We start from the raw sequence: 23557 nt of genomic DNA on the forward strand, positions 1-23557 counted from the left end.
GTTAAATGAAACATTTAGTAATTTACTATTTGTTTGAACGGGAAGTGTTGACGGCACTTCCCGTTTTTCTTTGAGAATTATTTACTTCACAATAATTTGACGGTCTTTTATAATAAATTCAACTTCATTTGTTTTTTCAATTTTTTTCAGAATTTCTCTAAAATTATCATACCTCCTCAAATTACCGGTGAACCGGTAACCTGAAGCTTTCTCTGAGTTAAAAAAGATATCCACATCGTACCATTTGGACAACGTTTTCATGATATCAGACAACGATTCATTTTCAAATACAAAACGCCCTTCTTTCCAGGCAATAAACTGATATGGATCAACCTTCTTTTTGGAAAACGTTCCTTCTTCCTTTTCAAAACGACATTGGTCACGGGGCAGAAGCAATTGTTTCATTTCCGGCGATTTATCCAGGGTCACTTCAACTTTTCCTTCTACAAGTGTGGTAAGAGCAAACGCATCTTCCGGAAAAGATGAGATATTAAATTTAGTACCAAGCACTTTGACTATCTGTTCTCCGGAAGTAACCCGGAACGGTGCATCTTTATTTTCCGTCACCTCAAAATAAGCTTCACCCGTTAGTTCCACTTTTCTTTCCTCTTTTTCAAAGTGGATAGGGTAACGAAGTGTCGTTTCTGAATTTAGCCAAACTTTTGTTCCATCCGATAATACAAGGAAATATTCGCCTCCCCGGGGAACTTCCAAAGTATGGAATCGAACCTCTCCCTCTTCGGGAGTTACTGCAATATATTCAAGTTTGTCCCCGGTATTTTTTATTTGCGCCCCTCCTTCAGAAAAAACCTCTTCACTATTTTCAGAAAGCCCGTAAACCTCTCCATTGTCTAAAATAAGTGTAGCCTTACTACTCCCAGGTTTAATAGGGATATCGACTTCTTCAACAACAGATTGTTTTTCAAACCTGGGCAAAATAAAATAAATGGCAGTAGCAAGCACAACTCCTAATAAAGTGAATGAGGCATAAGAAAGCAGACGGGAATATTTGTTTCGCCGAAGTTTTGTTTTTCGTCCAAAGTCTTTCCAACCCCGGTCAATATCTTTTTTTTCATTTTTAAACGAGGAACCGTCTGCATAAAACCGTTTGACACTTTCATAAAACTTTCGGTGATCTGCACTTTCTTCCAACCACTGATTCAAGAATGCTTGTTCTTCGTCAGAAATAGTATAATGAATCTGATTCCAGATAATTTCAAAATCGATTATAGTGACAGTTTTAGGCATATTAAAAGGTTCTCAATATTAAGACACATCAAATCCAAAAAAAGGTGACAAAAACAAAAAAATTATAGAAAAAATTTAATGGAGGTTGATTCAAGCAACAGATTACGAAGCTTTTCTTTGGCTCGCTGTATTTGTGTTTTAACCGTGTTTTCAGAAATTTTTTTTTCGGTGGCAATTTCCCGGTATTTTTTCCCATCCACATATTTTAACCGAAAAAGGGAAGCCATTTGAAGGGGTAATCTTTCTATCGCCTTCTCAATATGCATGATAATCTCAGGATCAAGCCAGGTTGCAGAATCATCGTCATTTAGCATACTTTCAAGATAAAGTAACTTGTGTTTATCCTGAATGTGAATATCCCTCAGATAGTTTAAACAACGATTTTTTACAGACTGATAAAAATAAGCCTTTATGGATTGTTCAATCTTTATCAAATCTGTTCTTTCCCAGAAATAAATAAGCAAATTCTGAACAATATCTTCACAAACCTGTCTATCAAAAACGAATCCTTCGGCATACCTTACCAAATGAGGATAATATTCATAAAACAATGATTCGAATACTTTCCTGTTCCGATTCTTTATTTCATTCAGTAATATCCTGTCTTCTATTTTCACTGCCTGAATTGGGTTATAAATTTTATGTAAAACTCACAAATATATTATACTTTTCTAATTTCATTCTCAAAAATTACACGTTAATGTTTACAAGTATTGCCCCCAAAGGAATTTATCTTCCACCTTTCGTTAGAGCACAACATTGTTTTTTCCCAATTTTAAATATCTTTAGCGCAAAGCCAGCAAAAATTGTATAAGAAGAGAATCATGAAGCATGTAGTTTTAATTTTAGGTATCCTCATTTCAGTTCAGTTTTCCAGTGCCCAGTTTGGGGGAGAATTTAAGCCCAATTATGACGAAAGCAAGGTTCCTGAGTTTGAAGTTCCTAATCCTTTAAAGTCGTTCAGAAAGAGAAAAATAAAAAATGTAAGGCAGTGGGAAAAAATTCGTCGGCCGGAACTGTTGGATTTTTTCACGCACAATGTGTATGGAAAAATTCCGGGAGAGTTGAAAATTGAATCGTGGGAAGTGGTGGAACAGAGTAACAATGCCCTTAACGGAAAAGCACGTCGCAAACAGGTGGATTTGATTTTCAGCAAAAACGGTCATAGGCTCTTCTTCAATATTCTGATTTATCTCCCTAAAAATGTGGAAAAAGCACCTGTGTTTCTGGGGTATAATTTTTACGGAAACCATACGGTTACAAACGATGTGCATGTCCGTATTTCAGAGGCCTGGGCAAGAAATAACCCCTCCTTTGGTATTATCCACAACCAACTAACGGAGCAATCGCGCGGAGTAAGGGAAAACAGATGGCAACTTGAAAAGATACTGGATGCCGGCTATGGGCTGGCTACCATTTTTTATTGTGAGGTTGATCCAGATAAAGACGATTTCTCGAACGGGATTCATCCTTTACTTTATACCGACGGACAACAAAGGCCGGCATATAATGAATGGGGCGCAATTGCTGCCTGGACCTGGGGACTAAGCCGTGCCATGGATTATTTTGAACAAGATGATGAAGTGGATGAAAATAAGGTGATTGTTTTTGGCCATTCAAGACTGGGAAAAACTGCGTTGTGGGCCGGCGCTACCGACCAACGTTTTGCCGCTGTAATTTCCAACAATTCCGGATGTGGTGGAGCAGCGCTTTCCAAAAGACGGTTTGGTGAAACGGTTGCCCGTATTAACAGAAGTTTCCCTCACTGGTTTTGCCGGAATTTTATGATTTTCAATCAAAACGAAGAGTCGCTGCCTGTTGACCAGCACGAATTGATTGCTTTGATTGCCCCGAGACCTGTTTATGTGGCCAGTGCAAAAGAGGATCTGTGGGCTGATCCCAGGGGAGAGTTTCTTTCCGCCTATTATGCCTCACCTGTTTACAATCTGTATGAAAAAGAAGGAATACCTTCCAAAGAAATGCCCGACGTAAACCAGCCTGTTCAAAATACGGTGGCTTATCATATTCGTACAGGGAAACATGACGTAACTGAATTTGACTGGGAACAATATATTTTATGGGCTGACAAGGAACTTTTTAACAAGTAAAGCGGGCAAACCAGTATTGTCCTTGCTGAATGATAATAACCTGGTGACGTTAGCAGACTAAAATCGCCAGAACCTTTTAGCCTGAATATCTGTAAAACAGACAAAACCAAAATGATAAAAAAATGAAAATAAGTCTTCTCTCTTTACTCATCCTTATGGCAGCTTGGTCCTGTAAAAATTCAGCACCTGAAACGCAACCTTTGTTTAACGGTACCGACCTCACCGGATGGCATGTGGATGTTCCGGCGATGGATGAAAACCCTGACACTATTAATCCCTTTATTGTACGCAACAACATGCTGGTTAGTCTGGGAACTCCGGCAGGCCACCTGATTACTGATTCGGTTTACCAAAATTACAGGCTGGAAGCAGCGTACCGCTTTGCCGGCAAGCCCGGGAACTGTGGTGTACTGGTGCATGCCTCCACTCCCAGAGCGCTCTACAAAATGTTCCCGAAATCGCTTGAAGTACAGATGATGCACGAAAATGCAGGAGATTTCTGGTGTATTGTGGAAGACATTACCGTTGCAAATATGGAGAAACGTCGCGGTCCAAAAGAAGAGTGGGGAATTACCGAAGGGAAAAAACGCCGTATTTTAAACCTGACCGACGGCTCGGAAAATCCAGTGGGAGAATGGAACAACATGGTGATAGAGTGTGTGAATGATGAAATAAAAGTCTGGGTAAATGGCGAATTGGTTAATCATGGCTACAACTGTACCGCTACAAAAGGACAGATTGCTGTCCAGGCAGAGGGCTCCGAGGTGGAATTCCGGAAGTTGGAATTGACTCCTATTTCAGAAATATCTGATTCGGTAGGATCAGAGTAAAAGGTGCGGCTTAATCTGGCAGAATGAAAACTGGCGACTACGAAGGTACTGTTCAGCAAAATTTATATACACAAATAACATAAATGGGAATACTTAATTTTCCGCACCCATGATGGACAAAACAGCGCTTGCAATTAAAGTAAAACAACGCTACGAAAAAACATGGCTCGGCCAAAAAGGAGTGGTGGCTGTCGGCATAGGCAAGGTAGGTAACAACATCGGGATTGTTGTGTCTGTGGAAAACAGCACAGATCTGGCAACTATTCAAATACCCGATACGGTGGAAGGAATACCGACCAGATTGCAGGTTACCGGCCCATTCAAATCCCTTTAGAAGTTACCATGTCACCCCCAAAACTTTTTTCCCATTTCCTAATTTTCCACTCTGAAACGGTATTCACCTGATCCAAGAAATACCTGTAACCGTCCGTTCTCCGTCTTTACATCCGAAATACCAGCCACGTTGCCATTAAAACGATTATTCTCCCAAATTTTTGATTCGCCCTCCCAAACGATTACATCTTTATCCCCTAACAAAGGGATGGCCAATGTTGCGGTAGTATTTGCCGGGATCGAAACCTGATGGACAAATGAGCCCGGTTCCTGTTTCCAGTTTGAGGCAACCGTTCCGGCAACGGTTTCCACTGTGGCATTTACAAATTTCAGTTCGTGGGGAACATACGGTTCAATATGAATATTCTGATACCCTTTCTCCGTATTTCCTTCCATCGGAGATTGAATTCCTGCCAAAAACTTGTAGAAATATTCTGTTATTGAGCCAAACATCTGATGGTTGTGCGAATGCTCCCCCGACCATTTTTCTATCAGTGTGGTGGAGTTATTATTAATCCAGTAACCAAAACTGGGGTACGTGGTTTGCGCAGCTACCCGGTATGCCAGTTCATTCTCGCCTCCCATTACTAAAACGGGCCATAAATATTTTGTGCCTATAATTCCCGTATTCAGGTGATTTCCCCTTTCTTTAATATCCTTCACCACCGTTTGAAATACTTTTTCCCGGTATCCTTCCGGTACAAGGTCGCCCACCAGTGCCAGCAACTGATAGGTTTGGTAAGTTTCCTCTGTCCCGTACAATGCTGTTTCCGGATCAAAAAACTTCCGGTTGAAATTATGTTTAACGGTGTCAGCCAATGCCCTGTAATAATCTGAATCTTCTGAATGGCCTAAAATTCCGGCAATTTTGGAAAGCAACACACTGTTAAAATAGTAATAAAAAGTATTCACTACCGCGTGGTTCGGACAATCGTTCTGCCCCGGCGCACACCACTCGCCAAGTGAGTACCAGTAGCCATCAAAATTGTCGATAATGAAGGGCTCCGAAGGATCCTCATCTTTACTTCCCAGGTTTTTTAAATAGTAAAGGTATTCCTTCATGTTGGGATAGTGTTCCTTCAGTACACGCGTATCATTGTAATAATGATGCATCCACCAGGGAATTAAAATGTAAGCACTTCCCCAGGCTACACCACCTCCCATACCGCCCACCAAAGTGGGTGAGGTATTGGGAATCCGTCCGCTATCCTCCTGTGCACCCCGCATATCGTTAAGCCACTTCGTATAAAAAGAGGCCATTTGAAAATCGTGCATCGATGTTTCCGCAATCACCTGGCCGTCTCCGTTATAGGCACCTTTTTCCCGGTGCGGGCAATCGGTCGGGTAACTGTGTGTATTCCCCTTTTGAGACCACACTCCTGCACGGAAAACCTGGTTCAGCAAAGTATCCGATGACGCAAATGTTCCGTTCCGTTCTATCGCCGAACGAACTACCCGACCTTCCACTTTCAAATGCTCCGGATTTTTATTATCACCGGTGGTCACTTCAATATAGCGGAAACCCGTATAGAAAAATCGGGGTTCATACGTTTCCGTCTCATTACTTTTGAGGGTGTAATCAGTCCAGGTTTGCGCATGATATTTATACTTAGTACTGAGTCTGTCACCTTCCTCCAGCGGTTTGGGAAAAAGCGAGTCGTTGAGTGTTTCTGCACCCCGGATACGAATTACCAGGCCGGGGGCTCCTTTTACTTCCACTTTCCACCAACCTGCAATATTCTGCCCCAAATCATATAAAAACACTCCCGGTTCGGGATTAATTTCTTTCACTGGCTGAATAGTTTTGGTAACCTTTATGGCCGGCATCAGTTGCGACTTCAAGGTTCCTCCGGGACCTTCTGACACGGTTACCGGCTGCCAGGTTCCATCATCAAATCCGGTGGATGCCCAGTCTGCAACCTCTTTGCGGGCATCGTAATCTTCCCCGCCGTAAATATTGTTGAAGGTAATCGGACCTGGTTTTGTTTTCCATGTATCATCGGAAATAATTACATCCTGACTACCATCGGTATAGGTTATCATTAACTGCATCAAAAAAGCGGGATTTCCAAAGGTAGCGCCTCCCCCGCCCCAGCTCCACCGCCCTTCAACTTTACGCATATTCCATGCTCCGTTGCCCAACATGGCACCGGCCACATTCGCTCCTTTTTTAAGCATTTCACCAACATCGTATGTAGAATATATAATAGTTTTATTGTAATCGGTAATGCCCGGATCCAGTACATGATCGCCTACCTTCCTCCCGTTAAGGAAAAATTCATAATAACCACAGGCCGTAACAAAAGCCACAGCCTGTTCTATTTCTTTTTCCACCTGAAATCTTTTGCCCAACAGCGGGCTTGAGTGCACTATTTCTTCCTGTGTGGTAATCCATTTTGCCTGCCATTCTGTTTCATTGAGAATTCCTGTATGAAACATAGCCGGATCACTCCAGGCAAATTTATCTTCATCAAGCCATGTACAAACTCTCCAGTAATATTTTTTGTTGCTTAGCAGCGGTAATCCTGTATATTCCAGGTTTACCGTTTGACTTCCCGATATTTTGCCGGTATCCCAAACCGAGCCATTTTTCTTTTCCACTTCTTCCCTACTCTCTCCAATAATCAGCCGGAACGCAGACTGAGAAACGCCCCGCTGTTCCGAATTTAACTTCCATGAAAAACGAGGCTGCGGAACATCAACACCCCATGGGTTGCTGCAGTACTCTACCGTTAAACTGTCAATTTTCAGACTTACAGGAGCATCGCAGGCTGTTAAAAAGAGAAACAAAAAAGCAAAAACCGGGGTTAACTTTCTAATGGGAAGCGATAAATCAATGTAGTTCATAGTTTTAAGAAATAGATTTTTAAAATGATTGCCCGCAGTAAAGATGGAACATACAGGCTTATTTTATGATACGTTAAAAATAACCAAAAAAGCGGACAAACAATCCAATGTGCAAAACAACAAACGATCTACCTGTGCCACATTTACACAACACTTTCTTGTCCGAATGAATCTGCAATGCGCCCCATCATAACTCCACCGGGAGTTTTTTTGACAATTCAATTTTATCTGGTGTAACGGTTGCCTGCATGGCAATCACCTCTACGCCGGCAGCAACCGCTTCGCGTAGTGTCGAGGCATAATTGGGGTCGATTTCCTCAGCAGGGGCAAAAATCTCCACATCTGAACGCTGCACAATATAAAGCATCACAGCACGCATTCCCTGTTTTTTTACCTCCATAAGTGTTTTCAGGTGCTTCTGCCCGCGGGTGGTAACAGCATCCGGAAACAAAGCGAAATTGCCCTCTTTCAGCGTCACATTTTTCACTTCCACAAAACATGTTTCGGTGTCGTTCTCAGCAAAAACATCAAAGCGCGAATCTCCGAACTTTACTTCCCGCTTTACCGTTGTATAATTTCCCAACCCCGGGATGGTTCCTTTCACAATAGCATCAAAAGCCAGTTTATTTGGGTTTCCGGTATTTATTCCGACCCAGTCGCCGTTTATTTTTATCATCTCCCAGGTAAATCGTGTTTTTCGCTTTGGATCGTTTACCGGCGACAAATAAACCTCGGCTCCGCGTTCGATGCAACTTTTCATGGAGCCGGAGTTCGTACAATGTGCAATTACCTGCTCTCCGTTATCCAGTTTTACATCAGCCAAAAAACGTTTATACCTTTTAATAAGCGTTCCGCGAATTAATTTTTCCTGAAATTTCATACCTGTCCCCTTCTCATTAAACATTAAACATCAAACTCAAAGCTGAGTACGGGCAAACGGAACCGCATCCTGTCCTGCAAATTCCCCGTTCAGGTACTTGTAATATCCCGTAATGGCAATCATTGCTGCATTATCCATGGTGTATTCAAACTTGGGAATAATCAAGTTCCACCCATGCTTGTTGGCATTTTCCTGCAAGGCAGTTCGTAACCCTGAATTGGCCGACACTCCACCGGCAACCGTAATTTCCTTCACCCCGGTTTGTTTGGCTGCTTTTTTCAATTTATTCAGTAAAATATCGATAATTGTAAACTGCAGGGAAGCACAAAGATCGGCCTGGTTCTCTTCAATAAAGTTTTCATTTTCTTTCAGATTATCTCTCAAAAAGTAAAGGAAACTGGTTTTCAGCCCGCTGAAACTGTAATCCAGACCGGAAATCCTGGGTTTGGCAAAGTTGAAACGGTGCGGATCTCCCTGTTTTGCCAGCCTGTCTACATGCGGGCCACCGGGATAAGGCAGTCCCATCACTTTGGCACATTTGTCGAAAGCTTCGCCAGCGGCGTCGTCAATAGTCTGACCAATCACTTCCATATCAAGGTAATCACGAACGAGAATAATCTGTGAATTTCCTCCTGAAACCAGCAGGCACAAAAACGGAAACTTCGGCGGATTGTATGCTCCGTCTTTTTCCTTAATAAAAAGGGCAAGTACATGTCCCTGGAGATGGTTCACTTCGATAAGCGGAATACCGGCAGCAAGGGAAAACCCTTTGGCAAACGAAGTGCCTACTAGCAAAGACCCCAGCAGTCCCGGCCCGCGGGTGAAGGCCACCGCTGAAATGTCGCTTTTTTCGATTCCCGCACGGGCAATGGCCCTGTCAACTACCGGAATAATATTTTGCTGGTGCGCTCTTGAAGCCAATTCGGGTACTACCCCGCCATATTCTTCATGCACTTTCTGACCGGCCACCACATTCGATAAAATAACCCCGTCGCGAATAATAGCAGCAGCAGTATCGTCGCACGATGATTCGATACCCAGGATAGTAACATTGGCATCTTTTTTGTTTTTTATACTGAAGTTTTTCATGTTTTTATCGTTGCATATTTTTATCGTAAAACATGAAACCTGCCATTATAAAAATCCAGCTTTGTGTAAAACTTTTACTGATGGCTCGTTTCATTCTTACATGATTTAAAAAGTAACCTTATTCCGGGAAACTTTTATGAAAATTATTAAACGACTACGGTTAATAAAACAACCATATTATTCCTAATTTTGTTCCCGGAAAAAGCTATGTTCGTCTCATAATTTAAAAAGGGCAAAATTATCAAAAAAGGCCGGAAAATAGCGCTCCTGATTTTGGTGTTCCTCCTCAGTCTGACAGGAGGAGCTTATTGGGCGCTCCAAAACAGCGGAGTGCAAACTTATCTCACCCGGCAACTGGCCGATCATTTATCAAAAAAAATAAATGCCAATATTCGAATTGGGAAGGTAGATATTGCCTTTTTTCGAAGTGTAATTCTGGAAGATGTACTGGTAGAAGATCAGCAAGCAGATACCCTGCTCTTTGTACAATCCGTTTCTGCTCAAATTGATACCTTAAAAATCAAAAAACGCAAAATTGCTTTCAGGCAACTTACATTTAATGGAACCATTGTGGACGCAAGACGCGATTCAGCCAACCGGTTCAATTTTAGTTTTATAATTGATTCGCTGAAGTCTCCCCACGAAAAACCCCACGACTGGCAATATAGCTGTAAACAGTTCAGTTTTGATAATGCGACTGTGGTCTACAGGGATCTGCACCAGCAGGAGCCTCAAACCCTAAGTGTAGAGGATCTTCATTTTGCCGTTTCCGATTTTTACTTTCTGAAAGATTCACTGCGGCTGAAAATCAACCAGTTTACACTGAACGACGGCAAAGAGTTCAGCATACGAAACCTGCATTCTTCCCTCCTTTTCAGCGGAAATAAAATTGAACTGGATGGATTTAATATGACAACCAGCCACTCCAACATCAGTAACAGCCGGTTTCTAATCGAACTGCCTGAAGAATTAGCAAAAGATGCAACTTTTGCAGAATCGGTGCAATTCGATTTCCGGTTTTCCCATTCTCAAATTAGCTTTTACGATGTGTCTCAGCTGGTGCCACGGCTCAGGGGCATGGATCAGATCGTTGACTGCTCGGGCCAAATTTACGGAAGCATAAATAATCTGAAAGGGAAAAACTTAGAATTGGTAACAGGAAAAAGAACCTACGCTCTGCTGGATTTTTATGCCAACGATATTACCAGTACAGAATCGATGTATCTTTTTCTTGATTTAAAACGTTCCCAAACTACATTCGATGAACTAAGCAGGATTAAACTGCCCGGAAAAGACAAAATATATTTTCTCCATTTTCCGGAGACGCTTTACGAGGCGGGGCTGATTACCTACGAAGGTAATTTCACCGGCTTTTTCACTGATTTTGTGACTTACGGAACCCTCAAAAGCGAAATGGGGACCATAACCACTGACCTCTCTGTAGTTCCCGACGAAAAGAAAGGCGTGGTTTACCGGGGGAAAGTAGCCTCCCAGGATTTTATGCTGGGAGAACTGTTAAAAACCGAACAGGTGGGCAACATAACCTTCAACGGCATGGTAGACGGATATTATGATCTGGCTGGTCATTCGTTTGCCGGAGAATTTGATGGCGGCATTTCACAGGTGGACATTAATAATTACACATACAGAAACATTCAGCTTGATGGCATCCTCAACAAACGGATGTTCGATGGACTGGTAGTAATGAACGACTCCAACCTTCAGTTCGATTTCCTCGGTAAAGTAAACTTCAATCCCGAAGTACCGGTATTTGACTTCCGCCTTGACCTGCACAAAGCCCTGCCCGGAAAGTTAAACCTTGGCGAGAGATATCCGAACTCCGAACTGTCGTTTTTGATGAATGCCAACTTCTCCGGGGACAGAATCGACAACCTGGCCGGCTCCATCCAGGTTGAAAAAGGAAACTACAAAAACCGAAACGGCGAGCTGAACCTCGGAGGCATCGAACTGGAATCCATTCCAAGCGGACTGAACAACTACCTCACTTTCTCCTCCAACTATTTCGATGTTGAAATTAATGGCAGTTACCACTTTCAGAATATTCTCGATGCTTTTGAAAAAAGTATGTACCGGTATCTTCCAGTCATTGGGTATGAGCCGGAAAGCAAGGAAAAAGAAAACAAATTCGGGTACCAGATTGACGTAAAAAACCTGGATCCTCTAACCACTGTTTTTACACCTGGAATTTCCATAGAAACCCCGTTTCTGATTTACGGAAGGTTCGATTCCGGGCAATCGGTATTTGAACTCAAAGGGAGTATCCCGGGCCTCCGCACCAAAGACCTCATGATTAGAAACATTTTTATCGGCAACAGCCCGAGGGAAAATGTGTATGGCTCCCGGTTCCGTTTTGGAGAACTCCTCCTGAAAAACGGCATGAGACTCGAAAACCTGACCGTTGATTCCGAGATTGAAAACAATATTATCCGAAATCAGATTGCCTGGGGACAGGAAAGCTTGTCGGAAGGAGTGGCCGGAAACAAAAAATATAACGGGGAGATTTTGAGCAGGGCTATTTTAACAAAACCGGAAGGCACAGCTCATTCCCACATCGACATTGAGGGTTTCCCATCACAAATTTTAGTGGCTGATTCCCTTTGGCAAATCGATCCTTTCTCGGCAAGTATAGACAGCACAACAATAAATGTCAACAATCTCAGGGCGTACAACCGTGAACAGAGCATTGATATTGACGGAACCATTGCCGAAGATGACTCCAGTTTGCTGACAATACTTTTTAAAAATATAAACTTAGCCAACCTCGGAGCTTACATGGAAAAAGAGCTGCCCCTGGAAGGAGAACTCAATGGTTCAGCATCGTTGCAGGACTATTACGGACAACGCCTCCTTTTTTCGGATCTAAACATTGATCAGTTCAGGTTCAGGGATCAAAAAATTGGGAACTTAACACTGTTAAATAAATGGGATCATCAAAAGTCTGTACTGGAGTCGGAAATGAAAATTGTTAGTAACCAGCGGGAAAGCCTGTTTGCAAGCGGAAGTTACAATCCCGAAAACGGGGAACTGCTCTACCACGCCAATTTCGACCACCTGTCGTTAGTAGTATTGGAAACCGTTATCCGGAACAACTTTTCCAATTTTCATGGCGATGGTTCAGGCAAACTAAAAATTCACGGAACGCCCGATAAAATTTTGCTTGACGGAGCGCTCGAAGGGCTCAATGCAGGCCTCTCCATAGATTACACTCAGGTAAGCTATTATTTTACCGACTCGGTCTATTTTAAAGCGGATACCATCCTTTTTGACAGAATCTCTATTCAGGACCTGTCAGGGAACCGGGGAACATTCCACGGAACAATTGTGCATCAAAACTTTCGCGACATGCAGTACAACCTGGCATTGTCCTCTCCCCGTCTCATTGCCATGAATACCACGGCCCGGAACAATCCGCAATTTTTTGGACAGGTAGTGGCCAATGGCCGGGTGAATATTACCGGACGGGGCAAAAATGTAAACCTTACCGGAGCTGCCACCACATTGTCCGGAACCAATGTAAATATTTCCCTGGAAGATGAAAGCGTACTGGAGCGTTACGACTTTATACAGTTTGTTTCGGACGAAGATCCCGACAAAGAAAAGTTTCTGTTTTCCCGGAAGGAGCAAGGCGATTTCAGCCTGGACCTGACCATTACCGCTACCCCTGACGCCAGGGCCCAACTTATCTACAATTCGCAAATAGGAGATATTATCCGGGCTCAGGGAGAAGGAATTCTGCGGTTTGGAATGGACAAAGAGAACAACATTACCCTTTCAGGAAATTATACCGTTGAAAAAGGGGATTACCTTTTCACACTGCAAAATGTGATAAACAAACGTTTTACGATCGAACAGGGGGGAACCATTGACTGGTCCGGTGACCCTTACGATGCTATGGTTGACATCAATGCAGTTTACAAACTAAAGGCATCACTTTACGATCTGCTGGTAAATACCTACGACAACATCTACCAAAGCCAACGAATTCCGGTAGAATGCAAAATACTCCTTTCGGAAGAACTCTCGAACCCGAACATCGACTTTGAAATTGATTTCCCGACAGTAGAAGATCGCTTGGTGGAAGAGCTGCGGCAATTCTTTAATACTTCCGAAGAAATGAACAAACAAATTCTCTCGCTGGTGGTGCTGGGTAAATTTTACACCCCGGAATACCTGCGCGGAACGTATGAAGCTCAAAACCCCAACCTGATTGGCACAACTGCGAGCGAATTGTTTTCAAACCAGTTAAGCAACTGGCTCTCCCAAATCAGCAGCAATGTCGATATCGGGCTAAACTACCGCCCCGGGAACCAAATTACCAACGACGAAATTGAACTGGCCATGAGCACCCAGATATTTAATGACCGGGTGACCATCAACGGAAATATAGGAAATAATAACAATCCGAATTCAACGAACAACAGTCAGTTGGTTGGTGATTTTGACGTAAATGTGAAACTTATTCCCAGCGGGAAAATCCGATTCAAAGCTTACAACCGGTCCAACAACAACCTGATTTACGAAACGGCTCCATACACCCAGGGAGTCGGATTTACATTCACTGAAGAATATAATGACTTCAACGATCTGCTTGAAAAAATGAAGGCAATTTTTTCGCGGAAAGAGAAAGAATGAGTCTTATTCTACTATCTTCGTAGGCTGCAAACCTGGAAATTATGGATTTTTTTGCAAAAAACATCTGGATTACCGGCGCTTCATCAGGAATCGGAAAGGCGGTCGCCATTGAAATTTCAAAGGCAAAAACCAACCTGATCCTTTCGGGGCGTAACGAATCAAAGCTGAAAGAAGTAGCAGCTCAATGCAAAAAAAACGGGAGTACTGCACAAGTTATTCTTTTTGATCTGGGCGATGAAAAATCGGTAGTTTCTGCCGCGGAAGCCGTACTTTCAAAAAAGATAAAAATAGACGCACTCTACCACTTTGGGGGCATTAGTCAGCGATCGTTTGTGAACGAAACCCCGCTGGATATAGATCGTAAAATTTTTGAAGTAAACTTTTTTGGCACGGTGGCTCTTACCAAAGCCGTTCTGTCGCGAATGGCTGAAAACGGCGGTGGACAAATAGCGGTCACATCCAGTATTGTGGGGAAATTTGGCTTTCCTTACCGGTCTGCTTACGCTGCATCAAAACATGCGCTGCACGGTTTTTTTGAAAGCCTTCGGGCTGAAAATAAAAAGAATAACATTCGGGTTTCCGTTATTATTCCAGGGCGGATAAAAACAGATATTTCACTAAACGCAATTGATAAGAACGGACAACCACACAGCAAAATGGACGAGGGGCAGGAAAAAGGGAAAAGTGCTGAAACCACGGCCAAAATAATTTGCAGAAAGCTAAAAAAAGAACAAAAAGAGATACTCGTAGGCGGTACTGAATTGCTTATGGTATATATCCGGCGATTTATTCCATCCTTGTATTATTATATGTCGTCGAGGGTTAAACCATTGTAAAAAAATAAGAATGACGGGAAAAATTAACGGAATACAACAATTGGGCGTAGGAGTGGAAAACCTCCAGGAAGCATGGAAATGGTACCGGGAACATTTCTCAATGGATATCAGGATGTTTGAGGAAGAAGCCGTGGCTGAACTAATGCTTCCCCACACAGGAGGAGAACCACGCGCGCGTCATGCAGTGCTTGCGCTAAATATGCGTGGAGGCGGTGGTTTTGAAATATGGCAACACACAGGGAAAAAACCGGAAATGCCTGGTTTTGAAATCCAGTTGGGCGACCTCGGCATTAATATTGGAAAAATCAAAACGGACAATGTACAGGAAGCCTTCCAAAAATTTAAAACTTCCGGACTGAAAATTCTGGGACAAATTTGTGAGGCCCCTGACGGAAATGAACATTTTTTCCTGAAAGATCATTTTGGGAACTACTGGGAAATTAAAAACGAAAAAGAAGTATTCCGGCGCGAACGATCGGTTACCGGCGGAGTACTGGGAGCCTTAATTGGCGTCAATGATCTGGATGAAAGCCTGAAGGTTTACCGTGATATTTTACAATACGATAAAGTGATTTACGACCACACTGGTCAATTCGATGATTTTGCGAAAATTCCTGGCGGAGCAGGCAAATTCAGACGGATACTACTCAGGCATTCAGATGTAAAAAGTGGTGCCTTCAGCCCGTTTTTTGGCTCATCCTACATTGAACTGGTGCAGGCGCTGGACAGGGGACCACGAAGTATTTTTGACGGGCGCATCTGGGGCGACCCCGGTTTTATCCACCTCTGTTTTGACATCAACGGGATGGATTACTTTCGTGAAAAAGTAAAAAGTATGGGGTTTCCGTTTACAGTTGACAGCGCCCGGGATCTGGAAACTTTCGATATGGGTGAAGCCGCTGGAAGTTTTGCCTACATCCAGGCACCGGAAGGAACACTCATCGAGTTTGTAGAAACCCACAAAATTCCAATCCTGAAAAAATTCGGCTGGTTTGTAGATTTCAGGAAACGGGGTAACCACCCGCTGCCCAACTGGCTGCTAAAAATGTTCCGCTTTAAAAGAGTAAAAGACAAAAGTTAAAACAGGTAGTTTAATCCAATGTACAAACCTGAATCCCCGTCTCTTTCATCGGCGGCTAATCCGTAATCAACAGCTATAACAAAATTCTGATTCATAACAATCCGCAGGCCGGCTCCGTAAGAGAAGTGCATTTTTTCCGCACCGTCATCAAAATAACCTTCCTGTTGGGGCAGATTGGCGACAACAGGCTCTACTTCCATCTTTTTGGTGACCTGCCCAAAGTCGGTGAACCCATTCAACCCCAGGTAAAAATTGTTGTTGATAAACCGAAACCGGGCAAATTTCCACCTGAGTTCCAGGTTTCCGTAAAAAAAACCGTCTCCCACCATGCGGTTCCGGCGTATACCACGAAGAGTTTTGGCACCCCCCAACCCTTCGGAAAGTGCACCTTTCAATTCTGAAACAATAACCTGGGTTTGATAATAAAACGGAGCATGGCCTGCAATGGTCGACTGCCAGGCCAACCTGTATGCCAGCGATAAATCTTTCGGCACAATGGTAAAATATTGACGGTGGGTCAGGCTTAGTTTGGCAAAACCACTTTCGGCCCCCAAAAATTCAGGAGCTCCCATCAAAACAGCTTCAGTCCAGATCCCTTTCATCGGATTGGGACGGTTATCGCGCGTATCATAAACCACACCGGCCTTCAGTTCAGGAACAAAACCACCATCTATCTCTTCCTCCGGAATAATTCCCCAGTCGCGGTATTTTTCGAAAAGACCGGGCTGTTCTTCCAGTGAGGGCAATTTATCTGCTTCATCTTTCCCCTTGTTTAGCTTTTCAATATTTACAGACCCCACCTTAAAATTTAACAGATTGACCCCCGCAGCCCATTTCAGTTTTTCTTCCGAAATTTTACCAAGCAAATCCACTTTGAACCGAAACATTTTCCGGTCATATTTATAATACATTCTGGTCAGGTATTCATCGCTTTCATCATCTATCCATTCAGAATTTACCACTGCATCAAAACCGTTAAAACCATAGAAATCGTATGCCTGATCCGACAGGTAACTTATATCCAGCGAAGTTTGTAACCCTTCAATCAACCGGTCAGAATCATAATAAAACCGGTTAATTCCGCTTCCCTTTGTAAAACGGGAAACTTCCAGGTAGAGTGAATGTTCGTAGCCGGGGTAATGGCTCCCGTCCCCATAATGAAATAAATTAACCAGCGCACCGTATTGAAATCCCAAATCAGTGTCGAACGTAACAGTTGGTAATGCGCCAAAATTCCAACCGGTTTTTACCACCTCTTCCTGTGCATAAAGACCAAGAGCCGACAGAAAGAAAACGAAAGCCATTAAGTTTTTTTTCATTTCAATTCAGTTTAATAAGTTAATCGATAGAAATCTTTCAAAAAATTAAGGCATAATAATGAAAGTAAATCCTTATTTTTTAGTGATCTAAGATAGAAAAAAGAAAAAACAAGCTTTAATTTTCAGCAAAAAAAACTGAAAATGACATTTTTAATTCATATTTTTAGGCTTTTAAACTTGGTTTAAGTACTTTTTAAAACAAATTCAACACCAAAATTCAGGATAAAAATGAAAACAAACAGGAGGAAATTTTTCCAGATTGCGGGAGTAACAGGTGCCGGTGTCCTTTCAGGTGGGTTAGCTTCATGTAACAAACAAGGCGTTGTTACTGAGGAATCAGCCCTGGCTTCTATTAAGGAAGCAGCAGGCAGAGCGCATCCACAACAATTTAACATGTGCGGATATGCGGCACCGAAACTTGAAACAGTACGTATTGGTTTTATCGGCATAGGAAGCCGGGGCCCCGGGGCAATAGAACGGATGTCAAATATTGAAGGTGTGGAGATTACAGCTTTATGTGACAAAGATCCGGAATGTGTAACAAAGGGGCAGGGTATTCTGGAAAAACATGGATTACCAAAAGCCAAAGAGTACTCGGGGAGTGAAGAAGCCTGGAAAGAATTGTGTGAAAGCCCTGATGTGGACCTTGTTTATATTTGTACGCCCTGGTCGTTGCACACGCCCATGAGTGTGTATGCCATGGAAAGCGGAAAACATGCGGCAACAGAAGTACCGGCTGCTGTTACCGTTGAGGAAGCCTGGCAACTGGTGGAAACTTCGGAACGCACCAAAAAGCACTGTATGATGCTGGAAAACTGCTGTTACGACTTTTTTGAATTGCTCACCCTAAATATGGCCCGTCAGGGATTTTTCGGAGAGATTGTTCACGTGGAAGGCGCTTATATTCATGACTTACTGAAAAGCAATTTTGCTAAAGACAGTTATTCGGATATGTGGCGGCTCAAGGAAAACCAGCGCGACGGCAGCCTCTATCCAACGCATGGACTGGGACCGGTTTGCCAGGTGCTGAATGTAAACCGGGGGGATAAAATGGATTACCTCACTTCCATGTCAACGAATGATTTTCAGATGGGAAAAATGGCCGCTGAATTGGCCGCTGAGGATAGTTTTTACGAACAATTTGCCACCGCCAGCTACCGTGGTAATATGAATACCACCATGGTGCGCACCACCAAAGGGAAAAACATTATGATTCAGCATGATGTAACCAGCCCACGTCCTTATTCCCGTATCCATTTAGTAAGTGGAACCGAAGGAGTTGCACGAAAATGGCCTCTTCCGGGAAAAATTGCCAAAGGGCACAGCTGGTTCGACGAAGATGAGATGAAAGCTCTTGAGGAGCAATATACTCCGAAAATTGTGAAGTTGGTAGGGGAAATGGCCAAGAAAGTTGGCGGTCATGGTGGCATGGACTTTTTAATGGACTGGCGGTTGATCGACTGCCTGCGTAATGGAATTGCACTTGACCAGGATGTATATGATGCAGCACTTTGGAGTGTTGTAGCGCCGCTCAGCGAATGGTCTGTAGCCAACAAATCCAACTCCATTGAAGTACCGGATTTTACGAACGGAGCCTGGAAAACCAATAAACCGGTTGACGTTTCCCTCTCGCAAGGAGGAACCACAGGCGTTAAAATTAAAGCAGAGGCAGGAAGCCAGCTAAATGTTTAAAAAGCAGGTCATAGTCTCACCCTGAGTGAGGCTATGACTTTCATACAAAACCTTCCCAAATAAATTGACAGCCCCCTCGATTCTACGTTAGAAATAAGTAACTTTGGTTAACAACGTTCATGTTATACCTATGAAAAAATTTAAGATAATAGTATTGACTATGGCGCTAAGCGCATTCTTTGGAGGGAATGTGTTTGCCGATGTAAAATTGCCCCAAATCTTCAGTTCAAACATGGTGCTTCAACAGGGAATGGAAATTCCAGTCTGGGGCTGGGCAGACAATGGAGAAAGAGTGACTGTTTCACTGAATGGGAATACCGTCCGCACAAAAACAAACAAAGAAGGGGAATGGTATGTTACATTGCCCGCCCAGGAATATGGCGGCCCTTTTACCTTAACCGTGGAAGGAAAAAATGCCATTGAACTGCAAAATGTTATGATTGGGGAAGTATGGATTTGCTCCGGACAGTCAAATATGCAGTTTCATGTGGAGCAAGGGAACAATGCAGCAGAGGAGATAGCTACAGCCAATTATCCTGACATCCGTCTTTTCACTGTTCCAAGAGCTATTGCACAGTTCCCGCAAAACGATATCGACGATGGCTCCTGGGAGGAATGTTCTCCCAAAACAGTAGCCCAATTCTCGGCAGTTGGCTATTTTTTTGGAAGGGAGTTGCATAACGAGTTAAATGTTCCGGTAGGACTTATCCACTCATCCTGGGGAGGTACAGTTGCCGAAACCTGGATTAGCCCGCGCACTATCAGCAATGATCCTGATTTCAGGGAAAAACTGATTGAAATACAGCAGATGGATATGGAAAAATACCGGCAGGCCCGTCTGGAACGAATCAAGGAAATACTGGGTGGTGAAGTACCTACCGAAGACCAGGGAATGGTTGACGGTAAACCGGTCTGGGCAGGGCTGAACTACAGCGATGGAAGCTGGGAAAACATTAAAACTCCCTTGTACTGGGAAAGCCAGGGATACATTGACATCGACGGAATTGGCTGGTACCGCAAAGAAATAAAGCTGAACGAGGAGCAAACCAATGCGAACCTGACACTTCACTTGGGTAAAATTGACGATTCAGATCTTACCTTTTTTAATGGAATAGAAATAGGTAAAACAGAGAACAAATACGATGAAGACAGAATTTATACCATCGATAAAAAATACCTGAAACCCGGTAAAAACATGATTGTTGTGCGGGTACAAGATACAGGTGGCAACGGTGGAATATGGGGCGATCCCGAAAAACAGTTTCTGGCCATAGGAAATGAAAAAATGGATATCTCGGGAAATTGGAAATTTCGTATTTCCAAAGCAGAGATAGGCTCGGTAAATGTGGATCCCAGCGCCTACCCTTCCCTGCTTTTCAACGCCATGATCAATCCACTGATTCCCTTCGGAATAAAGGGTGCCATATGGTATCAGGGCGAATCGAATGCCAGCAGGGCAAAACAATACCAGCGTATATTTCCAAGTCTTATAAAGGACTGGCGCAGCAACTGGCAGCAGGGTGATTTCCCGTTTTTGTATGTTTCACTGGCCAACTTCATGCAACCTGTGGAGCAACCCGGTGAAAGCGAATGGGCTGAACTCAGGGAAGCACAAACCAAAGCCCTGGCCCTGCCAAACACCGGCATGGCTTTGGCCATTGATATTGGCGAGGCGGACGACATCCATCCGAAAAACAAACAAGAGGTAGCCCGCCGACTGGTACTGAACGCCTTTAAAACAACCTACAACAAAGATGTGGTGCACTCCGGCCCTATGTACCACTCGGTTGAATTTAAAGACGGGAAAGCTTTTGTTACTTTTACTGAAACAGGGTCGGGTCTCGAAATAAAAGACAAGTACGGATACCTCAAAGGGTTTACATTGGCTGGTCCCGACCAACAATTTCATTGGGCACAAGCAGAACTTTCCGGTAACAATACCGTAGTCGTTTACTCCAAAGAAGTGCCAAACCCGGTAGCGGTACGCTACGGATGGGCTAACAATCCGGATGATCTGAATCTTTACAATAAGGAAGGACTTCCGACCAACCCGTTTCGAACTGACGAATGGCCGGGGATCGCAAAGTAAAGGGAACAGTTTGCTACATTAAAATATTAGTAGCTATTGAATGAGGGATTTTTAGTAGTCGCTTAAAATTTGAGAAATAGGTAACCCTCCAATCGAGTTTACCTATTTCTCTTTTTATTTTACTACCCTGTAATGGTTCTATTTAGCATTTCCAACAACCATTTTAGGTATTCGGCTGTAATTTCCGAAGTACTATCCATACTCTGTTCCTTCAGCATTTTGGCAACGACTACCCTTTCTTTTCCAATGGCATTAGGTGCTGATATTCCTGCAACAATATCAAAAAGAGCCTGTTTGGCTCCGGCTTGTGCCATCGTATTATCTTCGTCCATCATCTGAATCAACACTTTAACCATTGAAGATCCTTTAAAAACGGAAACTTCCATGGCCTGCTTTCTTATCTCCGGATCCTCACTGTAAAAACCTTTTTTTACATATTCCGGATCGTTATCAAGATCTAAAATGGAAATATTCCTGAAGTGTGCATACTCTCCTTCTTTGCTATGGTTCGACTGAAACCCTATGAAACCCGTAAGGTTTTTGCCCTGCATACTTTTTACCGTGTCAATATCAGCAGTTGTGGTCACCGCTCCATCTACAGAAATAGTTATTCTTTTCCGATCGCATTTTATTTCCATCTCATGCCAAATCCCAGTAGTTTCGTCGGGGCGGTTATTTACAGCCACATACCCGTAAATGGAACCTGTGCAGTGCAGATCGTCGCGGTAGGGAGTCCATGGTGCAAGTAACTGTACTTCCACTCCTGTTCCCCAAGGATTTTCAGGGTTACAACGAATAAGCACTCCGCTATTGCCTACTTCCGACAAGAGGTACTCAAACTTAAAAACAAAATTGCCATATTGCTCTTCTGTAAAAAGTTCACTTCCGTTACGAGGAGATGCAACAAGTATTCCATCCACCACTTCAAAACCGGGAACCTTCCCTGGCATATTCCATCCAACAAGATCTCTCCCATTGAACAAGGAGGTAAAACGGTCGTTATTTTGGGCAAGTCCCATAAATGTTACCGAAAAAAGGGCAAAAAATATCAATACTTTTTTCATTTCTATCATTTTTAAATTTTCAATAAACCGGTAATGACCAGGGAGAGCGGTATTCCCTCGATAATAGAAAGTTCGCGGCCGGATCATTTACAAACTCTTCTTTTACACAGTCCCATTGCAATTTCCGCTTCAGACGGAACGAGATGAGTGCCAGGTGCATCGGCAACGTCATTTCACGCACATATTCAAGGTTACTCTCGGGTTGAATGCGCGATTTAACCGCATCCAAAAAATTTCGCTGGTGGCCCGGTGAGCGGGGAATTGTTTGGGAAATCTCCGAAATATCGTTTGTTGTTTCACCTCCGATTGAAATCACCCGGTTATTGTAATCGCAGGTTAAGGTTCCTTTTTCTCCTTCAAAATGGGCTCCAATTCCCATTTCTTCGGCTCCGGGCACCTTGGGAGGAGTGGTAGTCCAGTAAACATCCAAATCCTTGAATTTGAAATCTACATCGATCCACTTAGGCGTATTGGCAATTCCGTCACCGGGAATATCGCCCCGGGCATCTATACTGGCAAGGCCTTGGGGGTGAACAGACATATACATAATGTCGGCAATATGACACCAGAAATCGGCAAATACCCCACCAGAGTAATCAAAAAAGTGGCGGTATGAGCCATGACATCTCACAGGGGTATATTCGGTATAAGGGGCAGGCCCCAGCCACATGTTCCAATTGAGGGTTTCCGGTGGTGTCTCATTGGGGGGAAAGCCCAGGCCGGGTGAACCTCCTTTTTTCCACAAACGCACCGTGTGTATTTTCCCTAATGCCCCGGACTGGATGATTTCAGCTACGCGGTGATAATTTTCACTGGCATGAATTTGCGTACCCAACTGGAAAATACGATTGTATTTTTTTAGGGATTGTAGCATCACTTTCCCTTCTTGTGCAGAAAAAGAGAGTGGTTTTTCCCCGTACACATCTTTTCCTGATTCAAAAGCACTGATTGCCACCAGAGCATGCCAGTGATCAGGTGTGGCGCAGGTAACGACATCAATATCTTTGCGGTCGATAATACGCCTGAAATCGGAATAAAGCTCTGGATTAGCAGAGGAATTGCTTGAAACAAGGACCTTGCGAGCATTAGCTAACCGCACCTCATCCACATCACATAAGGCTACGGTTTCCACGTCGGGGAAAGCCGAGAACCAACGAATGTGCGAACCGCCCATATTCCCGGTTCCAATGTGAGCTACCCTGATTTTATCACTGGCAGCCATCTTTGTAAAACCGTTTACTACAAATGGAAATCCTATTACCCCTACACCTGTGGTTTTCAAAAAATTCCTCCGGTCAATTTTAGATTTTAGACTCATTTAATTTGGTTTATAATTTAATCTTCTATTTATCTGACAATTATGCCCATCTATCAATAAGGACATAAAATGATGTTGAATCGGTTGATTATGTCGTAAAACCCCTGTAATACATATTTAAGTTGCTGAAATTATTAAACTTTTGGGGAAATCAATAGAACTCAGTCCGG

16 protein-coding genes are annotated in these 23557 nt (G+C 43.3%); 8 read left to right on the forward strand and 8 right to left on the reverse strand.

The features are described from left to right. Nucleotides 1-81: 81 nt before the first annotated feature. On the reverse strand, nucleotides 82-1248 hold the full coding sequence (locus tag D1164_RS12580) for a FecR family protein (protein WP_119350338.1): 1167 nt from the start codon (nucleotides 1246-1248) through the stop codon (nucleotides 82-84). Nucleotides 1249-1310: 62 nt separating this feature from the next. Further along, entirely contained in the window at nucleotides 1311-1865 is a 555-nt protein-coding gene (locus D1164_RS12585; protein ID WP_172594443.1) for an RNA polymerase sigma-70 factor, read from the reverse strand. Nucleotides 1866-2072: 207 nt separating this feature from the next. Here D1164_RS12585 and D1164_RS12590 point away from each other — a divergent pair, with 207 nt between their 5' ends. From D1164_RS12590 to D1164_RS12600, 3 genes are all read left to right on the forward strand, one after another. Then, nucleotides 2073-3356, forward strand: a complete 1284-nt coding sequence (locus D1164_RS12590) for a glucuronyl esterase domain-containing protein (protein WP_206610999.1) — start codon at nucleotides 2073-2075, stop codon at nucleotides 3354-3356. A 122-nt stretch (nucleotides 3357-3478) separates the two neighbouring features. Continuing rightward, nucleotides 3479-4186 carry a 3-keto-disaccharide hydrolase gene (locus tag D1164_RS12595; RefSeq protein WP_119350340.1) on the forward strand — a complete coding sequence of 236 codons (708 nt, stop codon included), beginning with the start codon at nucleotides 3479-3481 and terminating at the stop codon, nucleotides 4184-4186. Between the two features lie 109 nt (nucleotides 4187-4295). Beyond that, nucleotides 4296-4520 carry a hypothetical protein gene (locus D1164_RS12600; RefSeq protein WP_147372175.1) on the forward strand — a complete coding sequence of 75 codons (225 nt, stop codon included), beginning with the start codon at nucleotides 4296-4298 and terminating at the stop codon, nucleotides 4518-4520. Nucleotides 4521-4558: 38 nt separating this feature from the next. Here the strand turns inward: D1164_RS12600 and D1164_RS12605 are convergent, their stop codons facing one another. The 3 genes from D1164_RS12605 to tsaD all read right to left on the reverse strand — a co-directional run bounded on the left by D1164_RS12605 (nucleotide 4559) and on the right by tsaD (nucleotide 9335). Next, complete coding sequence (locus D1164_RS12605; RefSeq protein WP_119350342.1) at nucleotides 4559-7366, reverse strand: family 78 glycoside hydrolase catalytic domain; 2808 nt, start codon at nucleotides 7364-7366, stop codon at nucleotides 4559-4561. Between the two features lie 187 nt (nucleotides 7367-7553). Further along, nucleotides 7554-8246 (reverse strand): DNA/RNA nuclease SfsA, encoded by a 693-nt coding sequence (sfsA, locus tag D1164_RS12610; protein WP_119350447.1) that lies wholly within the window; start codon nucleotides 8244-8246, stop codon nucleotides 7554-7556. 36 nt (nucleotides 8247-8282) lie between these two features. Next, nucleotides 8283-9335 (reverse strand): tRNA (adenosine(37)-N6)-threonylcarbamoyltransferase complex transferase subunit TsaD, encoded by a 1053-nt coding sequence (gene tsaD / locus D1164_RS12615; protein ID WP_119350343.1) that lies wholly within the window; start codon nucleotides 9333-9335, stop codon nucleotides 8283-8285. A 258-nt stretch (nucleotides 9336-9593) separates the two neighbouring features. Between tsaD and D1164_RS12620 the strand changes: the two genes are divergently transcribed. Genes D1164_RS12620 through D1164_RS12630 form a run of 3 tightly spaced genes read left to right on the forward strand, consistent with a single transcriptional unit; the run spans nucleotide 9594 to nucleotide 15905 of the window. After that, entirely contained in the window at nucleotides 9594-13988 is a 4395-nt protein-coding gene (locus D1164_RS12620; RefSeq protein ID WP_449405541.1) for a translocation/assembly module TamB domain-containing protein, read from the forward strand. Nucleotides 13989-14029: 41 nt separating this feature from the next. Beyond that, nucleotides 14030-14824, forward strand: a complete 795-nt coding sequence (locus D1164_RS12625) for an SDR family NAD(P)-dependent oxidoreductase (protein ID WP_119350345.1) — start codon at nucleotides 14030-14032, stop codon at nucleotides 14822-14824. A gap of 10 nt (nucleotides 14825-14834) precedes the next feature. After that, nucleotides 14835-15905, forward strand: coding sequence for a VOC family protein (locus D1164_RS12630; protein WP_119350346.1), 1071 nt, complete (start codon nucleotides 14835-14837; stop codon nucleotides 15903-15905). On the opposite strand, the gene omp85 is transcribed toward D1164_RS12630, so the two are convergent. Beyond that, a complete protein-coding gene (gene omp85, locus D1164_RS12635; RefSeq protein WP_119350347.1) occupies nucleotides 15902-17224 on the reverse strand; it encodes an Omp85 family outer membrane protein in 1323 nt (440 codons plus the stop codon). The two genes, D1164_RS12630 and omp85, sit on opposite strands and share 4 nt — an antisense overlap. A gap of 228 nt (nucleotides 17225-17452) precedes the next feature. Between omp85 and D1164_RS12640 the strand changes: the two genes are divergently transcribed. After that, nucleotides 17453-18916 carry a Gfo/Idh/MocA family protein gene (locus D1164_RS12640; RefSeq protein ID WP_119350348.1) on the forward strand — a complete coding sequence of 488 codons (1464 nt, stop codon included), beginning with the start codon at nucleotides 17453-17455 and terminating at the stop codon, nucleotides 18914-18916. A 130-nt stretch (nucleotides 18917-19046) separates the two neighbouring features. Then, complete coding sequence (locus tag D1164_RS12645; protein WP_119350349.1) at nucleotides 19047-21005, forward strand: sialate O-acetylesterase; 1959 nt, start codon at nucleotides 19047-19049, stop codon at nucleotides 21003-21005. A gap of 122 nt (nucleotides 21006-21127) precedes the next feature. Here the strand turns inward: D1164_RS12645 and D1164_RS12650 are convergent, their stop codons facing one another. Next, entirely contained in the window at nucleotides 21128-22069 is a 942-nt protein-coding gene (locus D1164_RS12650; protein ID WP_172594444.1) for a 3-keto-disaccharide hydrolase, read from the reverse strand. A gap of 19 nt (nucleotides 22070-22088) precedes the next feature. Continuing rightward, nucleotides 22089-23387, reverse strand: coding sequence for a Gfo/Idh/MocA family protein (locus D1164_RS12655; protein ID WP_119350351.1), 1299 nt, complete (start codon nucleotides 23385-23387; stop codon nucleotides 22089-22091). Nucleotides 23388-23557: the final 170 nt, after the last annotated feature.

This window comes from Mariniphaga sediminis, assembly GCF_003573545.1.
GTDB classification, from domain to species: Bacteria; Bacteroidota; Bacteroidia; order Bacteroidales; family Prolixibacteraceae; genus Mariniphaga; species Mariniphaga sediminis.